The sequence below is a fragment of the Arthrobacter arabinosi genome (assembly GCF_054511115.1).
Map to the genome: position 1 here is coordinate 1 of NZ_JBTNDF010000010.1, position 24458 is coordinate 24458.

Annotated in this window: 21 protein-coding genes; 13 read left to right on the forward strand and 8 right to left on the reverse strand. The window is 64.3% G+C overall.

Annotated features, from left to right (window positions below):
• Positions 1 to 528: 528 nt before the first annotated feature.
• The 7 genes from ACX80P_RS15880 (at position 529) to ACX80P_RS15910 (ending at position 6731) form a co-directional block, all read left to right on the forward strand.
• Positions 529 to 1290, forward strand: coding sequence for a F510_1955 family glycosylhydrolase (locus tag ACX80P_RS15880; RefSeq protein WP_459279081.1), 762 nt, complete (start codon positions 529 to 531; stop codon positions 1288 to 1290).
• A 230-nt stretch (positions 1291 to 1520) separates the two neighbouring features.
• Positions 1521 to 2270, forward strand: a complete 750-nt coding sequence (locus ACX80P_RS15885) for a cytochrome c biogenesis CcdA family protein (protein WP_104118454.1) — start codon at positions 1521 to 1523, stop codon at positions 2268 to 2270.
• Between the two features lie 144 nt (positions 2271 to 2414).
• Positions 2415 to 3110, forward strand: coding sequence for a TlpA family protein disulfide reductase (locus ACX80P_RS15890; RefSeq protein ID WP_459279082.1), 696 nt, complete (start codon positions 2415 to 2417; stop codon positions 3108 to 3110).
• Positions 3100 to 4947 carry a cytochrome c biogenesis protein ResB gene (resB, locus tag ACX80P_RS15895; protein ID WP_459279083.1) on the forward strand — a complete coding sequence of 616 codons (1848 nt, stop codon included), beginning with the start codon at positions 3100 to 3102 and terminating at the stop codon, positions 4945 to 4947. The genes ACX80P_RS15890 and resB overlap by 11 nt, the downstream gene beginning before the upstream one ends.
• A complete protein-coding gene (lgt, locus tag ACX80P_RS15900) occupies positions 4944 to 5873 on the forward strand; it encodes a prolipoprotein diacylglyceryl transferase (protein WP_459279084.1) in 930 nt (309 codons plus the stop codon). The genes resB and lgt overlap by 4 nt, the downstream gene beginning before the upstream one ends.
• Positions 5874 to 6039: 166 nt before the next feature.
• Positions 6040 to 6504, forward strand: a complete 465-nt coding sequence (locus tag ACX80P_RS15905; RefSeq protein ID WP_258059118.1) for a DUF3093 domain-containing protein — start codon at positions 6040 to 6042, stop codon at positions 6502 to 6504.
• 41 nt (positions 6505 to 6545) lie between these two features.
• The gene (locus tag ACX80P_RS15910; RefSeq protein WP_133083213.1) at positions 6546 to 6731 is read left to right on the forward strand and encodes a hypothetical protein; all 186 of its coding nucleotides are present in this window, start codon (positions 6546 to 6548) and stop codon (positions 6729 to 6731) included.
• A 146-nt stretch (positions 6732 to 6877) separates the two neighbouring features.
• Here ACX80P_RS15910 and ACX80P_RS15915 read toward each other — a convergent pair whose 3' ends face one another.
• The 8 genes from ACX80P_RS15915 to ACX80P_RS15950 form a co-directional block, all read right to left on the reverse strand.
• Positions 6878 to 7336: a DUF4913 domain-containing protein gene (locus ACX80P_RS15915; RefSeq protein WP_459279085.1), complete on the reverse strand. Its 459-nt coding sequence runs from the start codon at positions 7334 to 7336 to the stop codon at positions 6878 to 6880.
• A 4-nt stretch (positions 7337 to 7340) separates the two neighbouring features.
• Positions 7341 to 9176, reverse strand: a complete 1836-nt coding sequence (locus ACX80P_RS15920) for a type IV secretory system conjugative DNA transfer family protein (protein WP_459279086.1) — start codon at positions 9174 to 9176, stop codon at positions 7341 to 7343.
• The gene (locus tag ACX80P_RS15925; RefSeq protein ID WP_459279087.1) at positions 9173 to 10732 is read right to left on the reverse strand and encodes a putative type IV secretion/conjugal transfer ATPase; all 1560 of its coding nucleotides are present in this window, start codon (positions 10730 to 10732) and stop codon (positions 9173 to 9175) included. Before ACX80P_RS15925 ends, ACX80P_RS15920 begins: the two co-directional genes overlap by 4 nt.
• 245 nt (positions 10733 to 10977) lie before the next feature.
• Positions 10978 to 12495 (reverse strand): SCO6880 family protein, encoded by a 1518-nt coding sequence (locus ACX80P_RS15930; protein WP_459279088.1) that lies wholly within the window; start codon positions 12493 to 12495, stop codon positions 10978 to 10980.
• Positions 12476 to 14224: a hypothetical protein gene (locus ACX80P_RS15935; RefSeq protein WP_459279089.1), complete on the reverse strand. Its 1749-nt coding sequence runs from the start codon at positions 14222 to 14224 to the stop codon at positions 12476 to 12478. The genes ACX80P_RS15930 and ACX80P_RS15935 overlap by 20 nt, the downstream gene beginning before the upstream one ends.
• A gap of 115 nt (positions 14225 to 14339) precedes the next feature.
• A complete protein-coding gene (locus ACX80P_RS15940; RefSeq protein WP_459279090.1) occupies positions 14340 to 15104 on the reverse strand; it encodes a DUF8175 domain-containg protein in 765 nt (254 codons plus the stop codon).
• A 37-nt stretch (positions 15105 to 15141) separates the two neighbouring features.
• Positions 15142 to 15444 (reverse strand): hypothetical protein, encoded by a 303-nt coding sequence (locus ACX80P_RS15945; protein WP_459279091.1) that lies wholly within the window; start codon positions 15442 to 15444, stop codon positions 15142 to 15144.
• A gap of 5 nt (positions 15445 to 15449) precedes the next feature.
• Positions 15450 to 16031 (reverse strand): DUF6668 family protein, encoded by a 582-nt coding sequence (locus ACX80P_RS15950; RefSeq protein WP_459279092.1) that lies wholly within the window; start codon positions 16029 to 16031, stop codon positions 15450 to 15452.
• 212 nt (positions 16032 to 16243) lie between these two features.
• Between ACX80P_RS15950 and ACX80P_RS15955 the strand changes: the two genes are divergently transcribed.
• The 6 genes from ACX80P_RS15955 to ACX80P_RS15980 all read left to right on the forward strand — a co-directional run bounded on the left by ACX80P_RS15955 (position 16244) and on the right by ACX80P_RS15980 (position 24436).
• Entirely contained in the window at positions 16244 to 16495 is a 252-nt protein-coding gene (locus tag ACX80P_RS15955; RefSeq protein WP_459279093.1) for a helix-turn-helix domain-containing protein, read from the forward strand.
• Between the two features lie 6 nt (positions 16496 to 16501).
• The gene (locus ACX80P_RS15960) at positions 16502 to 17998 is read left to right on the forward strand and encodes a MinD/ParA family ATP-binding protein (protein ID WP_459279094.1); all 1497 of its coding nucleotides are present in this window, start codon (positions 16502 to 16504) and stop codon (positions 17996 to 17998) included.
• Positions 17999 to 18109: 111 nt separating this feature from the next.
• Positions 18110 to 19237, forward strand: coding sequence for a transglycosylase SLT domain-containing protein (locus ACX80P_RS15965; RefSeq protein WP_459279095.1), 1128 nt, complete (start codon positions 18110 to 18112; stop codon positions 19235 to 19237).
• A 161-nt stretch (positions 19238 to 19398) separates the two neighbouring features.
• Positions 19399 to 19890 (forward strand): hypothetical protein, encoded by a 492-nt coding sequence (locus ACX80P_RS15970; RefSeq protein WP_459279096.1) that lies wholly within the window; start codon positions 19399 to 19401, stop codon positions 19888 to 19890.
• Between the two features lie 633 nt (positions 19891 to 20523).
• The gene (locus ACX80P_RS15975) at positions 20524 to 22206 is read left to right on the forward strand and encodes a bifunctional DNA primase/polymerase (protein ID WP_459279104.1); all 1683 of its coding nucleotides are present in this window, start codon (positions 20524 to 20526) and stop codon (positions 22204 to 22206) included.
• A 1411-nt stretch (positions 22207 to 23617) separates the two neighbouring features.
• The gene (locus ACX80P_RS15980; RefSeq protein WP_459279097.1) at positions 23618 to 24436 is read left to right on the forward strand and encodes a ParA family protein; all 819 of its coding nucleotides are present in this window, start codon (positions 23618 to 23620) and stop codon (positions 24434 to 24436) included.
• The last annotated feature ends 22 nt before the right edge of the window (positions 24437 to 24458 follow it).

Consider the following 24458-nt stretch of genomic DNA (forward strand, 5'->3'; position numbering starts at 1 on the left):
TGAACCGGGTCCCGCTGCCACCATCGTGGCGGCGGGTCCCGGCAGCCCGGCCCTGATGACATTTGCGAGCTGCTTCATTCCGGTGGCCCTTTTCGGGGGCTGCGCTTCCTGACCTGAAATCACTCCCCCACCTCTCGAGCGGGACACCAGCCACACCTTTGCGCATCTCACGGGCCTTCCCCGCCCATCGGGTGCACTGCCCGCCCTACGCATTCCCCTGGAAGACCCCGGACGGTCCGAGTACCCGAACCACACCGAGTACACCGAGCACCGGCGGCAGCACCAGCGGGGACGCACCCTTTGATCGGATACATCACCTCCATGCCTTCCACTGCTTCTCCCACTCCTTCCTCCGCTGCTCTCTCACCTGCTTTCCCTGCTGTGGGGCATGTGCCCCGTACCTGGCGCCGGCGCGCCCTGATCGGGGTCTCCCTCGCCCTGACCTTGAGCGCTGTGGCGTGCACGTCATCTACCGACTCAACAGCCGGCTCGGCAGCCGGCTCGGCGGCCGGTGATGACGGTGCAGGGTTGGCCGCATCGGCCCAGCCGTATCCCTCCCACGTTCATGGGCTGGCGGTGGACCCTGATACGCAATCGGTGCTGATCGCCTCTCACGAGGGCCTTTTCGCGGTCAACGGTGAGTCCGCTGAACCCATGGGGCAGCTCATTGATCTGATGGGCTTCACCGTCGGTAGCGACGGAACCTACTTCGCTTCCGGCCACCCGGGTCCCGGCGTCGATCTGCCCAACCCAGTGGGACTGATCAGCTCCACCGATGGGCTCACCTGGTCGCAGGTTGCCCGTGGTGGCGAGTCTGACTTCCATACCCTGACCACCACCTACCAGGGGATCATCGGGTTCGACGGCACCCTGCGGGTCAGCAAGGACGGCAGCTCCTGGACCGACGCGACCACGCAGATCAGCCCCTACACCCTGGCCGGGAACCCTGCCACGGAGCTCGCGGTCGCGACGACCGAAGATGGTATTTACCGGTCCGAGGATGCAGGAAAGACCTGGACGAAGGAACCAGATGCCCCGGTCGTCCTGGTAGCCGCCGTCACCGACGGCTCGGACCTCATCGGCGTGCTTCCCGCCGGTGACGTCCTGACCAGCACAGATGCCGGCATCACCTGGGAGCAGGCCGGGAAAGTTTCTGCGCAGCCCTCAGCGGTCACCACGAAACGGACGACCAACGGCATGGAAGTCTGGGTAACGACGGAGAACGGATTGGAGAAGTCAGTCGACAACGGCATGACCTTCACCACCGTCATCGATGCTGGCGGCGCCTGATACGTGCTGCCTCAAACCCACCTCACCAACCACCCGTACCACCACCAGGCCAATCACCCGGCTAACTCCTCGACCAGTGATGTGGTGGGTGATCTGCAGGTGGAAGTGGCCACCGGCACGAGCGGAGAACCTGGTCCGAGCACCGACGTAGTTGCGGACAGGACAACGGGCATCAAGACGGGCGTGACGATGGACGGCGGGCATACGCCCCTCAGCTCGGGGAGACTGCCATGACCGTTGGTGAGTTCTTCGCCGACACTGTTCAGTCCGGGGCCCTGCTCGCGGCGATTCCGCTGGCGATGACAGCCGGGATCGTGTCCTTCCTCTCCCCGTGCATCCTGCCGCTGGTCCCCGGGTACCTCGGCTACGTCTCAGGGCTCACCGAACCGGGACGGCCGGACAACCGCAGACGGGTACTAACCGGGGTGGCTCTGTTCATCCTCGGATTCGCGCTCGTGTTCACCCTGTACGGGGCGGCGTTCGGAGTCATGGGATCCTGGCTGCTGCGCTGGCAGGACCCACTCATCCGGGTCCTGGGCCTGTTCGTGATCGTGATGGGCCTGGCCCTCGTTGGCAGGGTCTCGTTCCTCCAGCGGACAGCGAAAATCACGTGGCGCCCGAAAACAGGGGTCGCCGGAGCACCCCTGCTGGGTGTCGTTTTCGGTCTCGGCTGGACACCGTGCATGGGTCCGACCCTCAGCGCTGTCCTGGCGCTGAGCACCACGACGGGCACCGCGTGGCGGGGAGCTGTCCTGGGCTTCGTGTACTGCCTCGGTCTCGGGATCCCCTTCGTCCTCGTCGCCCTGGGAGTCCAATGGGTCACGACCGCCTTGGCCTTCGTCCGCCGCCACATCCGTGTCTTCAACATCATCGGCGGGTCCCTACTGATTCTCGTCGGAGCGCTCATGGTCACCGGTGTGTGGATGCTGTGGATCTACCAACTGCAGAACCTTGCCGGCACTTTCCTCACCCCCATCTAAGGACACCGCCGGCGCGCCGGGCCGTCCACTCCCGTACCTCTACAACCGGAGGGAACCTTCGTGAAATACCACCCCCACCCGCCCATACTGTCGGTCGTACCTCGCCCGGCACGGGCCACCGTGTGGTCCCGTCGCGCCGCGGCGATGCTGGTCGCTTCCTGCCTCGTTCTCGCCGGCTGCGCAACAGCCAACGATGATCTCGCCGACCAGGCCCGCGCCGGCGATAACAAGAACTACATCGCCGGGGACGGGTCAGTGGCCGAATACGCGCCGGAGGAGCGCAGCGAACCCTTGGACGTGCAGGGAACCCTGTTCGACGGGACTCCGGTCACCTCCGGTGACTGGAGCGGAGACGTCGTCGTTCTGAACGTCTGGTACGCGGCCTGCGCCCCGTGCCGAGTGGAAGCGCCTTCCCTCCAGCAACTCAGTGAACGATTCACCCCCGATGGTGTGCGCTTCTATGGGGTGAACGTCCGCGATGAGAAGCCGACCGCGGAAGCATTCGAGCGGACCTTCGGCATCACCTACCCGAGTTTCGAGGACCGCAACGGAAAGCTGCTGCTCCAGCTCACCGACTACGTACCACCCCAGGCCGTCCCCACCACCCTCGTCCTGGACCGGCAGGGCAGAGTCGCAGCACGGATCCTCGGCGTCGCCGACGAAACGACCCTGCGCACCCTGATCAGCGACGCCGTTAACACCCCCACAGCCACCGCCAGCACCACCGCCAAAACCAACGCCCTCTCCCACACACCAGCAACAACGGTCATAGGGCTTAGGGCAGGGATGTCATTCGTGCGCGGGGTCGATGAGCAGCAGGACCGGAACCATGTCAGCTGACACGAAGCCCGACGCGGGACAGGGCCGCCGTCCCGTCCCCCGTCAGAAGGGCGGACCGGCAAAGGACGATGTCCGGGTGTCCGCTCTCGGGCCGGTGGAGATGCTTCGTTGGGTGTGGCGGCAGCTGACCAGCATGCGCACTGCACTGCAGCTCCTGCTCCTGCTCGCGGTTGCTGCCGTGCCAGGGTCCTTGTTCCCGCAGCGTCCCGCGAACCCGGCGGTCGTGACCCAGTACCTGCAGGACAACCCTGATACCGGTCCTTGGTTGGACAGGTTCCAGCTCTTCGACGTTTTCTCCTCCGTCTGGTTCTCCGCGATCTACCTGCTGCTGTTCACATCGCTCATCGGTTGCGTCATTCCGCGCACCAGAGTGTATTTGAACGCGTTACGGGCAACACCGCCCCGCACACCGCGACGACTCTCCCGCCTTCCCCAGCACGGCACACTCACCCTGCCGAACCGCCCCGCCCCGGTCCCGGATCCGGTTTCTGGTCCAGGCCTGGATTCGGCCGGCCAGCCTCCCTCTGTTGCACATCGCAGCCTCACTGCCACGGTCACAGAGGCGGCCGCGATTCTTCGCAAGCTCGGGTACCGGGTCGACGTGCGGGATACGGACACCGGCCGGCCCTCCGTCGGGGCCGAGCGGGGATTCCTGAAAGAAGCAGGGAACCTGTTGTTCCACACAGCCCTGATCGGGGTGCTGGTAGCCGTCGCAGTCGGCGGGATGTTCGGGTACCGGGGGCAGAAACTCATCGTGGAGGGTGAAGGATTCACCAACGCCCTGATCGGCTACGACTCCTTCACCCCCGGAACAAATTTCAACGAGGACACCCTGGCACCCTTCGCCCTCACCCTCGAGGACTTCGATGTCACCTTCAACCGGGACGACCCAGCCACCTACGGGCAGCCACTGGACTTCACCGCCACCATGACTGTGCAGGAGAACCCCGATTCCGCCCCGGTCCGGCAGGAGCTGAAAGTCAACGCGCCGATCGGCATGGACGGAACCAACGTCTACCTCGTCGGAAACGGTTACGCGCCGGTCATCACCGTGCGTGACGGCGACGGCAACATCGCGTTCTCCGGGCCCGTACCCGCCCAGCCCACGGACTCGGCCTACACCTCGACCATCGTCATCAAAGCCCCCGACGCGCAACCCGACCAGCTCGGGTTCGTCGGGTTCTTCCTGCCCACCGCCGTCGTCGACGACACGGGGCTTGCCTTCGGCTCGGATCCCGACCCGTTCAACCCCCGGCTGAACCTGAACTCCTACTACGGCAACCTCGGCCTCGATGACGGCACCCCCAGATCCGTGTATCAGCTCGACACCACCGAGCTGACGCAACTCAACGGACGGGACCTGGACGCAGGCGGCATCGTCCTGGAACCGGAGCAGACCTACGAACTGCCCGACGGACGAGGGTCCATCACCTTCGACAGCCTCAAACGCTTCGTCGCACTGGACATCACCTACGATCCAGGCAAGATCGGGGCCCTCGTGTTCTCCACCCTGGCCCTGACCGGACTCATCCTGTCCCTCATTACTCCACGCCGCCGCGCCTGGATCGCCGCGTCCACCTCGACGGACGGGAACACGGTCATCGAATACGGGCTCCTCGCCCGAGGGGAAGACCCCGGACTCGGCAAGGAAGCAAACAGGATCCGCACCTACCTGCAACACCACTTCCAGCAGCAGTCCGGGCACCAGGAGTTTCCCGAGACCCCGCACAGCACGACCCCACCGGCCCCTATCCCCGACACCACCGAAAACACCACCCCCAGCACTGTCACCAGCACTGTCACCAGCAGTTCCACCCGACCATCGGATCAGTCATGAACCCCGCACCGCCGGATACCTACATTCCCTCCCCCACGATCAGCGCCCTCCAGTTCGGACCCATCACCCTGAACTTCTATGCGCTGTGCATCCTCGCCGGGATTGTCACCGCGGTGTGGTTGACCGGACGCCGCCTCGACGCCCGAGGCGGCCAGCCCGGCCAGGTCCTCGACGTCGTGATGTGGGCGGTTCCGTTCGGCATCATCGGTGGCCGGCTCTACCACGTGATCACCGACTATCAGCTCTACTTCGGGCCAGGGAAGGACCCTGTCGACGCGCTGAGGATCTGGGAAGGCGGCCTAGGCATCTGGGGAGCCATCGCTCTCGGTGCCCTCGGCGCGTACATCGGCTGCCGCCGCAACAACGTCACCTTCCTCGCGTTCGCCGATGCCGCCGCCCCGGCAGTTCTCATCGCCCAGGCCCTGGGCCGGTGGGGCAACTGGTTCAACAACGAACTCTACGGGGATCCCTCCACCGCACCCTGGGCCCTGCAGATCCACGCCATGGACGCCGGCACCGGACGGGCACAGCTCAACCCCGACGGAACGCCGGTCGTCCTGGGATACTTCGACCCGACCTTCTTGTACGAGTCACTGTGGTGCCTGATCGCAGCAGCCCTGATCCTGATCCTGGATCGGAGAACCACCCTTGGCGCCGGTTCCGTCCTCGCCCTGTACGTTGCCCTCTACACCGCCGGCAGGTTCTTCTTCGAACTCATGCGCTCCGACTACGCCAACACCATCCTCGGACTGCGCATCAACACCTGGGTCTCAGCGATCCTCTTCCTCGCCGCGACCACCCTCTTCCTCATGCGCAGAAACCGCCCCCGATCAGCCACGCACTCCACGGAACCCCAGGACCCACCGCAACACCCCGAAATACCTCCCACCCAGCAAGCCGACATCACCGGCCCCAGCACCCGCTAACAACCACTCACCCGACGGGACCCACCTCATGCAACAACCCCACGAACCAGGGGCAATCATTCCCCCATCCGACCCGCCGGCTGCCTCACCGCCGGCACATCCATCCCCTGGTGGACGTACCCCTCCCCCGGTCCCTACCCCGGAAAGTACCCTCACCGCCGATGGGTTGTCGGCAGCAGATGAACCGGTCCTGTGGAAGGAACGCCTGTACCCGAACTTCTGGGTGTGGCTGATCATTGTCGGCCTGGCCTTCGTCCCGGCGGTCGTTTTCGCTCCCATCGACATGACTATCGGGGTCATGGCATCCGTCATCACCCTGATCTTCCTCGTGATCATGATGGTGACGTCCATTCCCACCATCGTGGTGACCCGCTCCGTGCTGCAGGTCGGCCGTGCCCGGATTGACCGGATGTATGTCGGCACAGCGGAGGCCTTCATCAAGGAAGAAGCCACCGCCCAACGGGGAACGGGCCTGCACGGGTTGACCTACCTCTGTATCAGGGGATGGATCGACGCCGTCGTGAAAATCGAGATCACCGACAAGGAAGACCCCGCACCGTACTGGCTGGTGTCCTCCAGGCACCCCGATGAACTTGCCGAACTCCTCACCGCCCGGACACCACGGCCGTGATCGACAGGGAATGCCTCGACCGAGTGGAAGGTCATTAGGACATGGGATCAAACAAGCGCAAATCAACTCAGTCACGAGCAGCGAAGCAGCGCTACGTGGCAGCACAACACGCCGAAATTGAACGACAATACCGACGAAAGCAACAGCGCAAAGCCCTCATCCTCGGCGTGATCCTTCTAATCTTTGCCGCCGTCACCGCCCTGACGACGTTCATCCTCGTTACCTGACGGTCAATGAAATGAGCAACACCCTTCATCTGGCACTGGCACTGGCACTGGCACTGGTCAGGGGGCGGAGCAGAGGGCCTTTCCTGGTGTTGCGTCTCATCTGGGGCGACACCTGCATGACTCATCTACTTACATGAGTAATTGAGTCAGGCCGAGTACAAGCCCTCCGGTGCTCGGACGATGGGTAGTGGTTTGTTCGCGGGCTTGTGCTCCATTGCCGTGCAGCCCTGGAAGGGGCCGGTGCCCGAGAAGAGGGCGGCCATGGTGGGGTCGGCGTAGTTGTTCCACCAGTTCGCCAATCCGGTTGTCGGGTCGAGGCGTAAGGCTTCCCAGGCGCGCCAGAGGGCGTTGAGCCGGTTGACGGCTTCCTTGTGTCGCCACCAGCTGGCGCACCAGGTGAACTCGGCACGGCCGTAGGACTCCACGGGTCGTTGATACTGGTGCACCAGGAACTCGGTCACAAACTCCTCGAGGTTGTCGAAAACCATTTCGGGAGCAGGCTGCGCGGTCCGCTGAGTTGGGCGGGCGCTATCGGTCTCGGGTTCCTCGCCGGGGAACACATCATCGGCAGAGTCGTCGAGCCCGAAAGATGCATTGAGATCCACTTCTCTACTCCTTAACCATTGCCGACCACCGGTTACCGCCGGCCGCGACAGCAGGGCTGACAGGAACTTCGGCACGGCTCTCCACCCCCGGAGGTCTCGCTGCAGCGGATGCAGAGGCGACCCGTGTGTCATTGTGAGCGGCTTCGGACGCCGCAACCTTGTCCGCGTAGGGGCGGTCGCTGACGGGAACTGTGCGGAGCAGGACGGCGCGGGAGCCGGATCCGAGCATGATGGCTCGGCCCTTGGGCATGGCGGCGAGGTCCGCGACGGAGAGGATGTCGTCGGTGGAGTCCTGGCGGCTCGTGGAGCGGCTGTCCTTCTGCCTCGAGGTCGATACCGACGTGTACCGGTACTGGCCGACGAGCTCGGAGAGCATCTTCAGGAAGCCTTCTTCCTTCACGTTGCCGCCGTAGGTGAAGACGTTGGCCGTGGAGAACAGCTTCTTCATCCCGGACTCGCCCCACACGTCAACGCCCTGAGACCAGGATTGGAGGAAGGTAGAAACCACGATTCCTCGGGAGCCGTAGTGGCTGTAGAGGTCGGGCAGGTTCTCCCACCGGCAGACGTTTGCCGCCTCATCGAGGACGCAGACCATCGGGACCGCGAGGCGGCCACCGGGCTGGGTAGCTGCGTACTCTTCGGCGGCGGTGGCCGTGGCCACGGTCAGGGACGTCACCAATGGCCCTGCGGTGCCGGTGCCTTCCTTGGAGAGCGCGTAGAGGGTGTTTTTGCCCTTGATGAAGTCCTCGGGCGTGAACTGAGGTCGAGGATCATTGGGTTCGCTGGGGTTCACCCATGCGGCGATCTTCTCGTTCTTCAAGCATGTGGCCATCTGTCGAGCTGTGCCGTACACACCCTCACGCTGCTTGTCTGGCAGCGCCATGGTGCTACCCATCGAGTCGGCTTCCTTCGTCCAACCTGCGTCCCGCAAGAGCCCCGCGGCTTCCCTGTTCTCCGCATAGGACAACCAGCTGTGGACCTGGTTGATCGGCCTGCCGGCGACTGCGGCGGCGAGGAGGTAGCCGGCCAGCAGGTCCTTGCCTGCGTTGTCGAAGTAGGCGTCGCCGCCCTTAGACCCGACAGAGCGGGAGCCCAGGGCGAAGTTGTTCGCCATCTCTGCTGCGCGTTCAGCGTCGACCACGTAGCTGAGCGGGTTCCACCACCAGGTGGGCTTTTCGTTGGCGACGCCCTGCGGGTCGAAGATCCACACGTCGCCGTTCTCGGCGCGGATGTCGCGGGTCAGATCCGACAGGTCTCGCTTGTTCGACGTCGCGATCACCGGGCCCGGCGCCTCGATGATCGAGGGCGCCGCCTGCGTCGTCGTTTTACCGGTACGGGTGCCCCAGATGTGCAGGAGCGTATCCTCCCACGACGCGTACAGGGTGTTCCCGCCGCGCACCATGCGCCCGATCATCACGCCGGGCGACTGATCAGCGGTCAGGCCGAAGCGGGCGGCTTTGGCTTTCACCTGCTTCTCGGTGAAGGGTGCGACGTCTTTCAGGGACGCCATTCTCACTGCGGCCCGGTCGTGCTTGACGATTTTCCGGCCCTTGCGGATGCTCATCACGATATACAGCACGAACAGCGCCAGGAGCAGGACGCCGGCAATGATCGCCAGCGTGATCTCCGTGGAGCGCCACGGCATGATGCCGGTGAAGTTCCCCAGGGACCGTGGCCAGAACCCGGTCGGGATTCCTTCGGGCCGGGGAGCGAGCTGGTGACCGAGGGTGTTCAGCCCGTACAGGGCGCCCGGGACGCCGACGAGAAGGATGATGAGGATGACCAGCAGGGCGGCCTCCCCGCCGAGGCCGGCTGTGTGCTTGCGGTCCAGTGAGCTCACAGCTCGCCTCTCTCCTCTGCAGCTTGGGCTTTGGCCTTGTGCCACTTCTTCTCGGTGTCGTGGACACGCGACCGGCGCTCGGTGGGGGTGAACTCCATGGAGAAGGGGATGCCGGCCCGGGAGCCGACCTTGATGAAGAACTTGCCCTGCCCCGGTGGGGGCTGGGTGGTCCGGTCGTCGTTGTACCAGGCGGCGTTGTCGTCGTCCTCGAGCCATGCGGCCAGCTCGTCGTCTGTGAAGGACTGATCGGTGCGGCGGAACACGTCGTCGTTGGTGTATCGCATCGCGTCCTCACCGGCCCGGTTCCAGGCGGGCGGGTCCTGCCATGCGGCGAGCTGTTCCTGCTCCCGCATGCTCAACGGCACCGACTGGGTGAGCAGCGGCATTTCGGAACGGGCAAGGCCGCCGAGGATCTTGATGCCGCAGCGGTCCATGATGCCCTGGGCCTTGTGTCGGTCCGCTTCGTCCTTGACCGCTTTGAGGTCAGAGGGAGTGTGGGAGGCCATGATCTGCCCGACGCCCCACTCACGGTTCAGACGGGTGAGTGCGTTGACCTGATCCACGATGCCGGGACCGGCCGCCAGCGTGTTCCACAGCTCATCAAGGATCACCAGGAACCGTTGGCGCTCGATCACTCCGTCGTCAGCGAGCATGTTCGAGGTGGTGACGGTCCCGAACCCGGCCGACCAGCACGCCATCAGCGTTGCCGCCCGCAGATCGTTCTCGGCCTGCGAGATCCGGGAGAGGTCGAACGCCATCGGCGTCGTCGCGTCGATCTTGTGGGTGGACTGCCGGGAGAACATGTCACCGAACGCGCCAGCCCCGCAGAGGGAGTTCAGCGAGGACTCCAGACCCTCGGTGATCGTGTCGTACCGCTCATTACTGCCACGATCCAAAGCCACCTCCCGCACCTGAGCCGGACGCGCTTTCAGCACCGTCCGCAGGTCCTCCATGAGGGGAACGGTGCCGGCAGGGTTGTGCTCGGCTTCGAGGACCATCAGACACCGGTCGAGGATCGACTCCTCACGCTCATCGAGGGGTTTTTTGCGCAGGATGGCGATGAGAGCGGCGATGAGTCCGCGGCGTCGTGCGTGCAGCTCGGTGAGCAGTTCCTCACGCTTCACCGGGGAGAGTCGTGTCGCCGCTTCCAGGGCGCCGGCGTCATCGAGGGGGTTGATGTGGCCGATACCGCGTCCCAGGGGCAGGCCCTTGCCACCGAGCTTTTCAATCATGTCGATGTGCTCGCCCTTGATGTCCCCGAGAATCATCGGGTTCACCCCGAACGCGCACAGCCCGATCGCCATGCGGCGCAGCAGCGAGGACTTCCCCAGACCGGGGTTCGCCATGACGAATGCGGACGGGTTCGAAATCAGGCGAACATTCTGAAACCACGAAATCGGGTCACAGCACACAGGCTCATTCGAAAGCAGGTTCCGTCCCAGCGGTACACCTTCCAGGGGTGCCCCGCCGCCCATTGGGAACGGGTACAACCCGCAGACCTGATAGTTCGTGCCACGCATCTCCTTCACCGGGTGCAGCAGCTGCGCCTCACCCATCCCACGGCCCTTGAACCCGCGGGGCCCAGGACGCATGGCCGCCTTCACGGCTGTGCTGCCCGTCCGAGCTTTCCTTGCATTCGTCGCAGTCTTCGTGCCGCTCTTGGCTCGGCCCTTTGCTTTCGCAGGAGCGTTCGCTGATCCGGTCGTACTGAGCTTCGCGAGAACCCGAGCCCATGCTCCGTCAGGAACCTGCCCTGGGCTGCCTGGGTTGAAGGAACCTGCTGCGGGATTGAGTGCGGCCATCAGAGTGCGTCCCTTACCGTTTTGGGCAGTGCCAGGTGGTCGGGAATGACGATGCCCAGCGGCAGGCCGGCGGCGAAAGTGGAGTCCTGCGCCCCGTAGGCCTCCTCGAGGCGGATACGAGCCGATGCGCCAAGGTTCTCGATCGCGGCCTCGGCCTCGGGCAGGTCCTCCTTGTGGCGGACCGTCGCGGTGACGATCATCGCGAAATTCAGCAGACCTGCTCCATCGGCTTCCTCCTCCGCCGTCGCTTTCGCCGCCCGCGTCTCACGGCTGTCCCGCGACGTCGCGCGGTTCCTCGAGGAGGCGTTGAACGTCGCGGTGTTGACGTCGTTCTCGACCAGCTGCGCGGCTCGCGCCGGGTCGATAGGACGGTAGAGCATCGTTACGCGCTTGCGGACGACCTCAGGGGTCGGTGCCACGAGGGACTGCAGCACGTTCGCCTGAATAGTGGACCGGGGCGGGACGGACATCGCCCAGGTCTTCGACCACGCGTTGTTGTGGTGGTAGGTGTCCCAGAACGCGTCAGCGGCCTGCGGGCCAACCTCATTCCAGTCCAACATCGGTGCCTTACCGTCGGCGTGGGCACGGTCGAACAGGATCGCCTCCGCCGGGTCGTACGCCACGCGAATGACTTCGCACAGCTCCTGCGCGGACAAGGGGGTCGAGACGCCGGCCCCGGTGTCACCCAGGCTCAGGGTCAGGTTCGGCAGGCGCGCCGCAAGGTCGTTGGCGACCTCATCGGCCTTACGGATCTTCCCGCCTGGGCGCAGCGTGGCCTTGAACGTCACCGCGATGTACGCACGGGTGACGGTCGCACCAGTGGGAAGGGCACGCACGGTTTCGTTCATGATGTCGCGGGCGAACGCCGGTGCGTTCGGGTCCATCCGGTTCTCGACCTTACGGGCGAGCCGGAACCCGGAATCCGGGGCGGTCTCAATCGTTGCGGATGCGGCAATCAGACCGGGCTCGTCGGTGAGCATGCCCAGCCAGTGCGACCACCGGTCGACCCACCGGTTGATCTGCTCCTGGTCGACCATGCCGCCACCGTCCGGCTCGGAACCGAGCACCACCGTGTAGTGGTTCTTCACCGGGATGTGCAGCAGGGCGAACGGGCGGCCGTACCCGTCGGTGTGCTCGCTGATGGTCGAGCGAGCCGAGATACCAGGCAGCTGCGTCGTCCCGGACGGAACACGGCTGATCGGTCCCGCCCGGTACACGTTCGCCCCGGCGTAACGGGCGTTCATCCACCCGAAGCGGCGCATGATGCGCTCGATCATCGTCCGGCCGTGCTTGTTCTTCTGCATCGACAAAAGGATCAGCACTCCGATCAGCAGCTCGAAGACCAGGGCCAACATCCACTGGCCGAGCATCATCAGGACCACGCCGACGACAACGCCGAGGATCAAGATCATCGTGCCGGCCGTCGACAGCCCGGCCAGACCCTTGCTGGTCGGCAACCGGTAGTTGCCGTAGATGCGTGGTCGGACGTCGGGGGTCCTAGCTTCGGTGTGCGCCATCTGTGCGGTCCTCGTTCCCAGTGTTGTTCGAGACTTCGTTCTTCAACTGCTGCGCCTGCTTCTGGAGCTGCGTAGCTCCCTGCTTCAGAGCAGCACCCGCCGGGCCAGCCGCACTGGATGCGCCCTTGGGTCCAGCTGATCTCGCACCCGCCGGCCCTCCGGCTGTCTGGGGCGGAATAGCGCCCTGAGCCGAAGGCTTAGCCCCCGACTCCGCAGTTGACGGTGGTGGAGCCTTCGGAAGGCTATTCGAACCGCCCTGGCCACTGCCCGAACCGGTTTGAGCACCTTCCTGGACAGCACCCTGGACGGCCTCGCTGCCCTTCTTCACGGCCTGACCGGCGATCATCGCTGCAGCTACGGGAGGCGCCGCCGCACCAGCGGCAGCTCCACCGCCCGCGGCCGCGCCAGCTGAACTGCCAGCACCGGCTGCGCTGCCTGCCGCCGAACCCGCTCCGGCAGCTCTCGCGCCACCAGCTGTTACATCGGCGCCCTTCGGTGCCGCACCGTCACCGCTACCGGCTCCCCCGCCAGCGGGAGCCGATGCCGACGTGCCCGGCGTCCCCGACTTCGCGGAAGGCCCCTGCGGTGGTGCCTGGCTACCGAATCCCTGTCCTCCCCGCGGCGTACGGGACGCACCTTGCGGGATCGCGGCCCCCAGCGCTGCGAAGCCCATGGCGGCCCCACCGCCTCCACCGGAGGACGCCATCGCGCCCAGTGCTGGGCTCAGGAAGCCAATGAGGACCGGCAGGGCGACGACGGACGCGAGGATGAGCATGAGGCCCGCGGAGAACTGCAGGAGGGCCTGCCCGGAGAACAGCCCGGAGGTCGTCATCTGGATACCGGTCGCGTAGATCAGTGCGGCAGCTGGCTTGTAGAACGCGAAGGCGAGGGTCCAGGCGATGATCTTGCTGAACCAGCTCTTACCCGTCTCGGTGTTCATGAACGCCGCAGACAGGGGCAGGACACCAGCGATGAGGAACAGCATCGCCGTCCGCAGAACCATGAGCATGATCTGCACGATGTTCACCAGCACGGCAAGCAGCCCGCCGACGATGATGAGCATCTGATTACCCATCAGGAACGTCGCGCTGGAAACGCCCGAGTCCTCCATGCCCAGAAGCATCTGAACATCGGCCTGGAAGTCATCGCCGACGCCAGCCTGGATAATCTGCTCCGCAAGAGCATCCGTAGCTCCAAGGAGCACGTTCAGGAGAGCAACACCCGAAGCTGTCACGATGGCCAGCGTCAGGAGTCCCTTCAACAGGTCCTGTGCCGGTTCGGCCCGCTGCGACCACACCATCCGGACGCCAGCGACGATCATGCTGATAGCTGCTAACGCGAGGGTCAGATAGAAGGTCTGATCCTGCACGAAGCCCACGGCAGGGGCCGAAGAGGCCGCCCGGCGAGGAACGATGAACCCGACCAGGGAGGTGGCCCCACCAACCAGGGCAGCCCCACCGAACACAATCGTCGCGGTGTTGACCAGGCCAGCGCCGTCCCCGCGGCGCGCGTTCGTCACCAACGTGATTCCCAACAAGATGATGGCGATCGTGCTGATGCCAAGCCCGATCCAGGTCGCATAACCGAGGATCGTTGCGACCTGCTCGTTGAACGCACCCCCAGCAGGAGCATCCGCGGAACCAGTCTGACCTGTTGTCAGATCTCCCGCGTCGATCGTCGTCCACAGCGTGCCCAGCTGAGCGATCGTCGCAACGAGCGCCGCCTGCACTGAATCAGCTATAGCCTCAATCGCGTTACCGGCGGCACTGGAAATGGCGTCTGAGATTCCATTGGCGGTTTTGCACCCCAGGTCAACGAGGCCACATTCGTCGTCTATAGGAACTTCAGCCACTAGTAGGGCCCCAGAGCACGTATCCGGACAGGTCGGAGATTTGGCCCTCTACCGGACCGCTCGAGCCATCATCGTTGTACTTCACATGCCAGTCACCCTCGTGCCATTCCATGATGGTTGAGATCGTGATGTACACAAGCTCAGAACCTGAATCACCGGAGGCAACTACTTCGACGGTTGCTCGGTCTTCGCTGTAGGACAGAAGGCGGAAGCCCTCGATCTTGATCGGAGGGGTAGTGGTAGAACCTGAATCGACCCGCCGCTGCAGGCGTTGCATGTCGATGTCTTTGCCAGGGCCTTCGAGAGCTACTACCTCGGTAGTTCTAAGCAGTAGTTCGGGATCCCCGCTGGCTGCAAGCAGATTAGCGAGGGAGAGCAAGGCGCCTTCAGGCGTATGGGAGTAGCAGGAGCGGACACCGGTCTGCTCGTCAACGACACCTGGACCGTGTTCGGCGGACTTGGGTGCTGCAATGCCTCCGATGAATTCCCACTCAACATCCTCAGGCGGAGCGGTAAGGGTGGCTCCTCCGGCGGCGTCCAGCCCGCACACGGACTCGTCCGATGACGCCAGCGAAGCGGACGGCGTGAGTGTGGCTGTCTGCGTCTGAGCCGGCGGTGCGGCCTCGGACTCGTCATCGTTACCGGCCCAGATGAAGAGGATGATCCCGACGATGACGAGCAGCAGGACGGCAACGGCCGACATGAGGAAGCGGGGTGCGGCCCACCAGACGTTCTCGGTTTCTTCGGTTTCGGCCATGACTACTCCTGTAGGTAGGGCTGATCCTGCAGGGTGGCTAGGCTGCGCCGCCGCCGGAGATGAAGGTCAGCAGTGAGGCCCCGCCGGAGATGAGGGCGACGGCGAGGACGATCTTGATGATGCCCGAGATCTCCTGGGTGGTTTCGCCGCGGCTGGAGTCGAACGCCATCTTCCCGCCGACGACGAGCAGGCCGAGGACACACATGCCCAGGGCGATCCACTTACCGACACCGACCATCCGGTTCCAGGCATCCCCGATTCCGGGAGGGGCCAGCGGTCCGCTGTCGGGCAGGGTGTTCGCGTTGATCAGGACATCCTGCGCGAGGAGGAGCAGCTGCATGGGTTCTAATTCCTTCCAGAATTAAGGTGATCGATGACCTCACTGAGACTGGTGAGGACTTTCCTTGGCTCGCGGGCCAGCGACTCGGGGTCGACTGTGCCCTCGAGCCGAAGCTCTTCTATCCACGGCAGGACCCACGTCCGTGGGACGCCGCCGGCGGTGATGCGGGTCAGGTTATGCAGGGCCTTCGGCGTTTTGCCGGGGGCGTCCGCGATCACGACGAGGCCGCGCAGGGTGATGGTCGGATGGGAGCCCGCAGCCCAGTCACGAGCCGCGAGCTGCGCAGCCTTCAGTCCACGGTGGTTCTGACGGGCGACCAAGAAGACGTCGGCCGGCGGCACGGACGGGTCAGCGGAAGGGTCGGCGGTCGAGCGGGAGGGCCACCGGTGGTGGCAGGGAACCCCGCCCAGGAGGTCGGCCAAGGTGTTCTCACCGGCTCCCCCGTGCACCCCAAGCCAGAAAACTCCGGGATTATCCGTGATGAACCGGGCCATACCCTCCCCGGCGGCCAGTCCCAGCAGTCCTTGCTGTGGACCGGCGACACCGCGCAGGACCTCGACCGCGTCCCGAATCTCGGTCTCCGTCACGACGGGCGCCTCAACGGGCTCCTGGGTGACGAAACCACCCCAACGGTTGTCCACTGCGCGCTTCCCCCAACTGACTTCCCATAGACTCAACTACTGATCATGGTAAGGCAACTTAGAGGAACAAAAAACCAAGATGAGGATTGACATGCTTAAATGTGGTGAAAGTAGGGCTTTCATGTATTGTTCCCACCATAGGAACTGGGGCGGTCAAAGTGTCTAAAGCTCTTGATCGTCTCTTCGCTGATCTGCCCTCGCGCCTCAGTGTCGATCAGCTCACCGACATTCTGGGTCTCTCCGACAAGTCGGTGACGTATCGCTGGCTGCGCGAAGGTCGGGTGCCGGCGATCAGGCTGGGCGGCACCTGGATCATCTTTCGGGATGACGTCCGGGAGCACCTCGAGGCGAGCTACAACACGCGCCCCGGTTTCAAGGCAGCAGCGGAGAACGATCCACCAGAAGACTGAGGGGACATGATGACGGCGGAAGCACTGACCAGGCCGGTATGCACGGCGACCATCGGGGACGACGACACCGTGAGTGTCACCATCGATGGCGTGGACCAGACCTTCGGGTCCATGCCGGAAGCGATCGGCTTCCTCGCCAGCACGGCAGGCGACCTCGGCCGCCCCGTGAAGGTCACCGCCTACGATCCGTCATCGACAACGCAGCCGCAGACCCACCTCATCGTCAACGAGGACGGTTCTGTCGAAGCAGACGCCAGCGCGCCCGTGAAGAAGCGCCCGCCACGCCGAACCACTCCCCGCCCAACCCAGGCAACACCTGCAAGCCAGCCCGAACGCCCAACCGAACGTCCTGTCACAGCAGACATGGACCCCACTCCCGCAGCCACCACTCCTTTGGTCGAAGATGCTCAGCCCGAAGCAGCGGAACCGCAGGCATCACGCCAGGCAGCCCAGCCGGCGGTCGAGCAGATCCCTGACGTTCCCCCAACGGCTTCCCCTAAACCGGCCCCGGTGTCACACGGATCACCGGTGTCAGCGGCATCAGCGGCATCACAGGCCGCGCCCACCACTGTTCAGGTGGAGCCAGGGGATGGGCGGATCAAGCTGCGCCCCGAGGTGAAGGCCGAGAAGGCGGCAGCACCGGCACGTGAGGGCTTCCGGGGTTGGCTGAACGCCACGTTCAAAGCCAAGCTCGCCGCGTCCCCTGCAGAGCAGGCAGCCCGTGAGCGTCGGGCGCGTATCCAGCGGCCGCTGGAAAGCCACTGCACCATGGCCGTCGTCCAGCTCAAGGGCGGGGCGACGAAGACCACCGTCGCGTACCACCTGGCCGCGACCTACGGGCGGATCCGCGGCGGGAACATCCTCGCCGGTGAGTTCAACGAGAACCAGGGCACCCTCGGTGAGCGGGCCCTGGCAGGCTCCCACGACCGCACCACCCTGGACCTGATCCGGAACCTCGGCGCCGTTACGCGGCGCACCAGTGACCTCGTGCGCTACATCCGGCCGCAGGGCGATGACAGGATCCACGTCCTCGCGTCCCCGCCCGAAGGCGCTGACCGGCGCCGCGTCGACGGGACCTCCGTGAAGGCCGCGCACGACGTGCTGCTCTCGCTCTACAACCTGATCCTGCTCGACACCGGCAACTCCGCCCAGGCGTCAACCTGGCGGGCCGCAGTGGACGTCGCGGACTCGCTCGTGTTCGTCGCCCAGAACAAGGCGGACGACTTCCGGCTCCTTGAGGCGACCATTGAGGGCGTCAAAGCTCAGGGCCACGCCGCGAAGTTCGACCGCTCCATCCTGGTCATCACCAACACCGCGCAGCCGAACGCGGAGCGCCTCGCCCAGCTGAAGGAGTACGGGGAGAGCATCGGTCTCGCGGCCGTTGTCGTCGTACCGTTCGACCGGTCCCTGCAGGAAGGCCAGGACTTCGACTACGAAGCCCTGAACCCCGCCACGCGGCAGGCCTACGAGGAAGCCACAGCAGCCCTTACCGACCAGCTCTAACGCGCGGTCATTGAGTCCCATATCCGGTCTCACGTGCACTCTCACGTCCGGCCTTAGGTCCGGTTTCACATTCGGTCTCACGTTCGGTTCCAGCGCAGGGGTTAGGAAGGCATGGCAGGGGGGAAAGCTATCGGGTGCGGCATCGCCGCCCTCACCGTCGTGCCCGTCGGTGCGGTCGTGGCCATGACGATGCTCGTCGCCGGCATCGCCGAGGACGAGGAAGCTAACCAGCTTCAACGCGCGTCCTGTGTCGTCTCCGAGGGCGTGTCCGAGGATGCGGGTGCGACGCCCGGTGCCCTGCAGGCCGTCCCCAATGGGTGGGGGCCCCTGGTCGAGGCGGCGGCGAAAGAAGCGGGCCTGCCGGCCAGTGTCGTTGCCGCGCAGTTGAACCAGGAATCAGGGTGGAACGAGAACGCCACCAGCCCCGTCGGCGCCCAGGGCGTCGCCCAGTTCATGCCCGCGACGTGGGCGGCCTACGGCAACGGTGGTGACCCGTTTTCCGCGAAGGACGCCATACCCGCCTACGGCCGGTACATGGCCGTCCTGAAGCAGGAAGTGCAGTCGATCGCAGGAGATGACGCGAACCTGCTGGTGCAACTCACTCTCGCCGCGTACAACGCCGGACCTGGGGCCGTGCAGCAGTACAAGGGGATTCCGCCGTATCAGGAGACGCAGAAGTACGTCAGCGCCATCCTCGACTCCGCCCAGAGCGGGTTCTCCATGGACTGCAAGGCACCCACCGGCGGCAAGCCGTGGGACGGGGACCTCGGAGACGGTGAGTGGACCACTCCCCTACCCGGCGGTGTTTTCACGTCGGGGTATGGGAAGCGCAACGTCCCCGGGCTGCCCGCCTGGGCGCAGAACCACGTCGGCGTGGACCTCTCGAGCCCCGGCGCCGGCTACGGCAACGGCGGGCCCGTCGTCGCGCCCACAGACTTGCGCGTCACCGGGTTCAACGACAAAGACGGGTGCGTGATCGCCAAGGAGGACGGAGACGACCCCGACTTCGGGTTCGCGTTCTGCCACCTGAACACCTACTCGGTGGAAAAAGGCGACAAGCTCAAGCGCGGCGACATCATCGGCACCGAAGGCAACAAGGCAGACCTCGGCAGCGTCCCGACGCATCTCCATTTTGAGATCTACACACCCGAAGCACCCGACGTCACCTACCCCTACGAGGGTTACAACATCGACCCCGAACCGATCCTCAAAGAGAAAGGCGCGTGGCCATCATCATGACCCCGACCCCCACGCACCACCGACCCACACACCGGTACAGGCACCAACCTCGCAGGATTGCGGCTGCGCTGTGCCTGGCACTGCCCCTGACGCTCTCAACAGCCGCCTGCAGCAACAACGAGGGCCAAGCCGGGTTGACACCCAACACGACGTCAACGACGGTGGACGAAGGCTCTGACGCACCCGCGGCGGCCGCCGAGCTCGCTGGTGACGGCACGTTCACTCAGCCCGAAGACGCCGACCGTGCCAATGTCGACTCCACCGCCGAGGTCGCTGCCCTGATGCTGCACTCATGGGACACCACGACCGACACAACACAGACAGCAGCGGCAATCCGGGCGATACCGCTGATGAGCAACGAATGGGCCACCAACCAGGTCGAGCCCGAACGCAACGGCGCACAGGGCGAATGGCTCGGGCCAGCCGAACACCAGGCCTACAGTGCACCCTCGATCGTCCCAGCCCCCGGCGACGTCTCCCAGGACGTCGCCGACGACAAAGCCATCCGCGCCTACGACGTCACTTGGCGATGGATCAGCCGCGACGGAACCGAGCTCACCACCACCGGACGGCAGATCGTCACGATCTACCTCGAGAAGCACGACGGCCAATGGGACGTCGTAGGCCACCAGTACCAGGACATGGGGGTGTGAAGACGCCAAAGGCGGATTGCGACACGCTGCAAATGTCCCAACAATCAGTAACCGTTACTGGTGTGATGACACTCATGACGAGTTCAAGGCGTGGCATCGGAGGCCGACCCAGCAAGGGTGATCGCCGCCTGGTCGGCTCCAGGATGCCTATCTCGGATGTCGACAAGCTGCACGCTGTTGCAGCCGCTCGAGGAGTAACCGTTAGCGACTACGTTGCTGATCTTGTGCGAGCCCACCTATGCAACGTCGATCTTGACGGCATCACAAACCAGGAGGCTTTGCCTATCGCTCGGGCCAGTTAAAAAAAGAGGGCCCGCCTAAGCGGACCCTCGTCATATTCAATTCTCTAAGCGTTCCACCCACCTGCCGCCAAGCTCCGGGTGAAGCGCTCAATCAAACACACCCTTGGAGGGTTCGTTTGTTGTGCCCAGTTTACACATGACGTCAGGTCTAGTGGTAGAAGAATCGACGCGCCGCGCCGACTCTTCCCATGCCGCGTGGGTCCTTGCCCCGTTGATAGCGGGACAGCCCTCCTACCGCCTCGGGCGGTGGAAGGGCGGCCGGTTCCAGTACCCGCAGCCCACTACTCCTCTGCCGATCACCGGAAGGCTGCCTGCGAAGCCGGCGGCCGTGATGCTGCATGACGTCGACGGCACTGTCCGCACACTGTGCCTTGACCTGGATACGTCCAAGGCCCGCAAAGCCGTCGTCGACGACGACGCGCAACGCCTCGGGGCCCTCCTGCACGCCGCCGGCCTCGCCTATGTCGAGGACACCTCCCCTAGCGGCGGCCGCCACCTGTACGTGCCGCTGCAGGAACCCCTCACCGCGGCCGAGGCACGGCAGCTCGTGGAGGCCCTCGGGCGCCACGCAGCGAGCCTTGACCCAAGCCCCCACCAGAACGTCGTCCACGGTTGCATCCGTGTCCCTGGATCTGCGCATAAGTCGGGTGGTCATCAACGCTTGGTTACGCCGCTGACGGAGGCCTACGGCATCCTCACCCGCCGCAACCCCGCCAGCGCGGTAGCCGCGCTGCGTGAGGCCTTGGCACCGGAGCTGTACCGCCTCGAGCAAAAGCGCCGAGCAGACATACGCGCAGCGACCGCGACTGCAGCTGTGCAAGCCGTCGCCAACCGTGGCGCAGCACCTGCGGCCGGGAGTGAGCGCCCGCTGCGCGTCGTGGCCCGCACAGGGCTCTACGACACCAGCCGCTACGCCAGCGACTCAGAGGCCCGCATGGCGGTCCTGAACCACTTCGCCGCCTGCCACTGGACCCTCGACCAGGTACGCGCCGGCATGGCCGACCAGTTCACCGGCCTCGCCGCTCTCTACGGCACCAAGACCGACCGGCTCCTGCCCGTCGAATGGGCCAAAGCCCAAACCTTCACCGCCACCACAGCACCCGCGAAAGACCCCTCCCAGCGCACAGGGAGAAAGACTGCGCACAAATACGACACAAGCCCTACTTACCTCACGGGGGGCAGCCCCAAACCCACCACGCACCAGCGGCCCCCGCTCAGCCAGCTCTCGATCCATCAACTCGTGAACGACCTCGAGAACGTCCTCTACGCGACGTTGGACTACCGGTTCATGGAACGAGGCAGGGAAGGCATCAGTCTCCGATTCCTCATCCGTGCCGTCCTCGCGTACATGCGGACCATGGAAACGAACATTCTCGACGTCGGATGCCGCACCTTCGCCCTTGCCCTCGGCAAGAACCACGACACCATCGCACGCCTCCTCCCTGTCCTGGAGCACGCATCAGCAGGCATCCTCACCCGCATCGACCGTGGACGGGGCCGCAACGCCGACACCTACGCCGTACAACTCCCCCAGCACTTCGAGCAGCTCGCCCGGGGTCTCACCTGGCGCAAAGGCAAGATCCACGCCATCCGGCCCGTTTTCCGGGTCCTCGGAGACGTTTCAGCCCTCGCTTACGAAGCCATCGAACGCGGCCGCCACTCCCCCACCACCGCGGACCTCACCCGCACCACCGGCATCTCACGCCGGGCTCTCACCGACCATCTCGCTCACATGGAGTCCCTGCAGATGATCCGCCGGCACCACGGCCGCTGGGAACTCGTGGCCACCACCAGCCTCTCCCAGCTCGCGGACCGCCTCGGAGCAACCGAGGACCGCGAAGCCCAGCTCACCCGCTACCGCAAGGAACGCGCCGCCTGGCACGCATGGCTTGACCGGCATCTGGTCCCCCAGCTCGAAGAGCACGAGCTGGGGGACGCGGAGGCGGACGAGTACTGGCAGCCACCGATCGGGGATGAATACGAGCATCAACGCATCCTCTGGACCGCCGCGTGAACGGCCGCGGGGATCTTGACCCTCGCCACAGGTGTGGTGGTGTGGTGAACTTAGGGTCCGCTGCGCCGACCCGTACGGCATGCCTCCTCACGGGCCGGCGCAGCGTCGTCATCGCAGTGCCGTCATCGAGGTGCGGGTTTGGCCGTGAAGATCGCAATGGTTGTGGGGATCACGCTCGCTCTGTGCGCCGGGGTGATCCTGGGCCTTGTACCAAGGCCCGTCAGGAGAACAAGATCAAAAGCCACTGATCTGTTGTTGTTCCTTGCCGGGCCTCCTGCCCACAGGGGCACGGCACAAGCTCCCCCACGCTCCGCTGCTTGTCCCGCACCCAGGATGGACAGCAGGAACCACTCCCCCGCCTGCGCACAGCCACCACCACACCGACACGGAGAAAGCTCACCTCGAGCAAGCGGTGCCCATGCACAGCCTCCTGAAGCTCAGGTATCGAAACGATTTTTCACCGGGATCTCACGCCGCCGGCACTGCTCCGGACGCACCCACGCCTCCCGAGCCTGCAGCTTTCCGTATAAAAAGCCTTGTTGAGCAATACTTGTTCACGACGTGGCTAAACAAGGCTTGTTTAGTACGAGGGCAGAGGGAGATGATCTCTGCCCTCGTGATGCGGCGTCCGACGAGTTTCCAGTGTGGATCGCGATCAATCGTTGGCTATCTGGTGCTCGGCAGAGCATCAGAGCTTCCACCTCTTTGTAGGTAGTGACCTTGGTCCACTCTTAGTTCAGCTCATAGATTCGAACGGCTCCGCAACGGCCATCCGGCAGCCTGGTGGTGGTTCCGGACAAGGCTTGTTTAGTAATACTTGTATTTCAAGCCTTGTTTAGCAATACTTGTTTGAAAAGCTTGTTAAGTAAGGCTTGTTTACCGTGAGGCAGAGGAAGATGATTCCGCCGTCGTGATGCGGCGTCCGACGAGCCCCCAGTGGATCGCGATCTATCGTTGGCCACCCGGTGCTCGGCAGAGGAACAGCCATCCGGCCAACCTGGTAGTGGCCCCGGACAAGGCTTGTTTAGAAATACTTGTATTCAAATCATTTTTAAGCAATACTTGTTCACGACGTGGCTAAACAAGGCTTGTTTAGTATGAGGGCAGAGGGAGATGATCTCTGCCCTCGTGATGCGGCGTCCGACGAGTTTCCAGTGTGGATCGCGATCAATCGTTGGCTATCTGGTGCTCGGCAGAGCATCAGAGCTTCCACCTCTTTGTAGGTATTGACCTTGGTCCACTCTTAGTTCAGCTCATAGATTCGAACGGCTCCGCAACGGCCATCCGGCAGTCTGGTGGTGGTTTCGGACAAGGCTTGTTTAGTAATACTTGTATTTGAAGCCTTGTTTAGCAATACTTGTTTGAAAAGCTTGTTAAGTAAGGCTTGTTTACCGTGAGGCAGAGGGAGACGATGACTACCAGCTACGTAGTGAGCAACAACAAGGGTGGAGTCGGCAAGACTGCCGTGGTGACGCAGCTAGCCTTTGGTTTGGCGCGCGCCGGGCGGAGCGTCCTCGTCGTCGATTTGGACCCTCAGGCCAATGCCTCACGCCGGCTCGGTTGGAACTTCGACCACGCGAACCCTGTTCCCACCATCTCTGAGGCGATCAAAGCCAATGAGAACGGTGTTGGAGAAGATGCCGTGGTTACCTGCGCAGGAACCCATATGGACGGCTCTCCCTTGTCCATCGACCTATTGCCGTCCCGGCCCGATCTAGAGAACAGAATCAGCGAAGCTGGAGCTGTAGGGGCTCAGCGCCGTCTGGTTCGCGCGTTGACCGGATGGGCCGACGGTCGGTATGACTTCATTCTCATCGACACACCGCCTTCGCTCGGTCATTTAACCCAGCTCGGCCTTGCGGCCGCGGACGGTGTACTTATCGTGACCGAACCAGAGTTTGATTCGATTGAGGGAGCCGTGCGCGTGCGCGACTTTATCGAAGCCCATGCGGTCGACCTCGCCAATCCATCGCTGTACCTGGCCGGCATTATTGTGTCGCGACTCAGGTCCCAAATTGGGGAGCACAAGTTCCAAATCGACGGCCTGGAGGACATCGCACCGGGCAAGGTCCTCCAGCCGATAATCCCCGAGCGATCGGTCTACAAGGATGCCTCCGGCGCCGCAGCGTCGATAACCGACTACCGCACGCCCGCAGGGCGCGCCATGACGGAGGTCTACGACCAGCTGACCACCACCATTCAGAACCTTGCAAAGGAAGCCGCACGATGAGCCCAACGCCCGAACGCAGCCG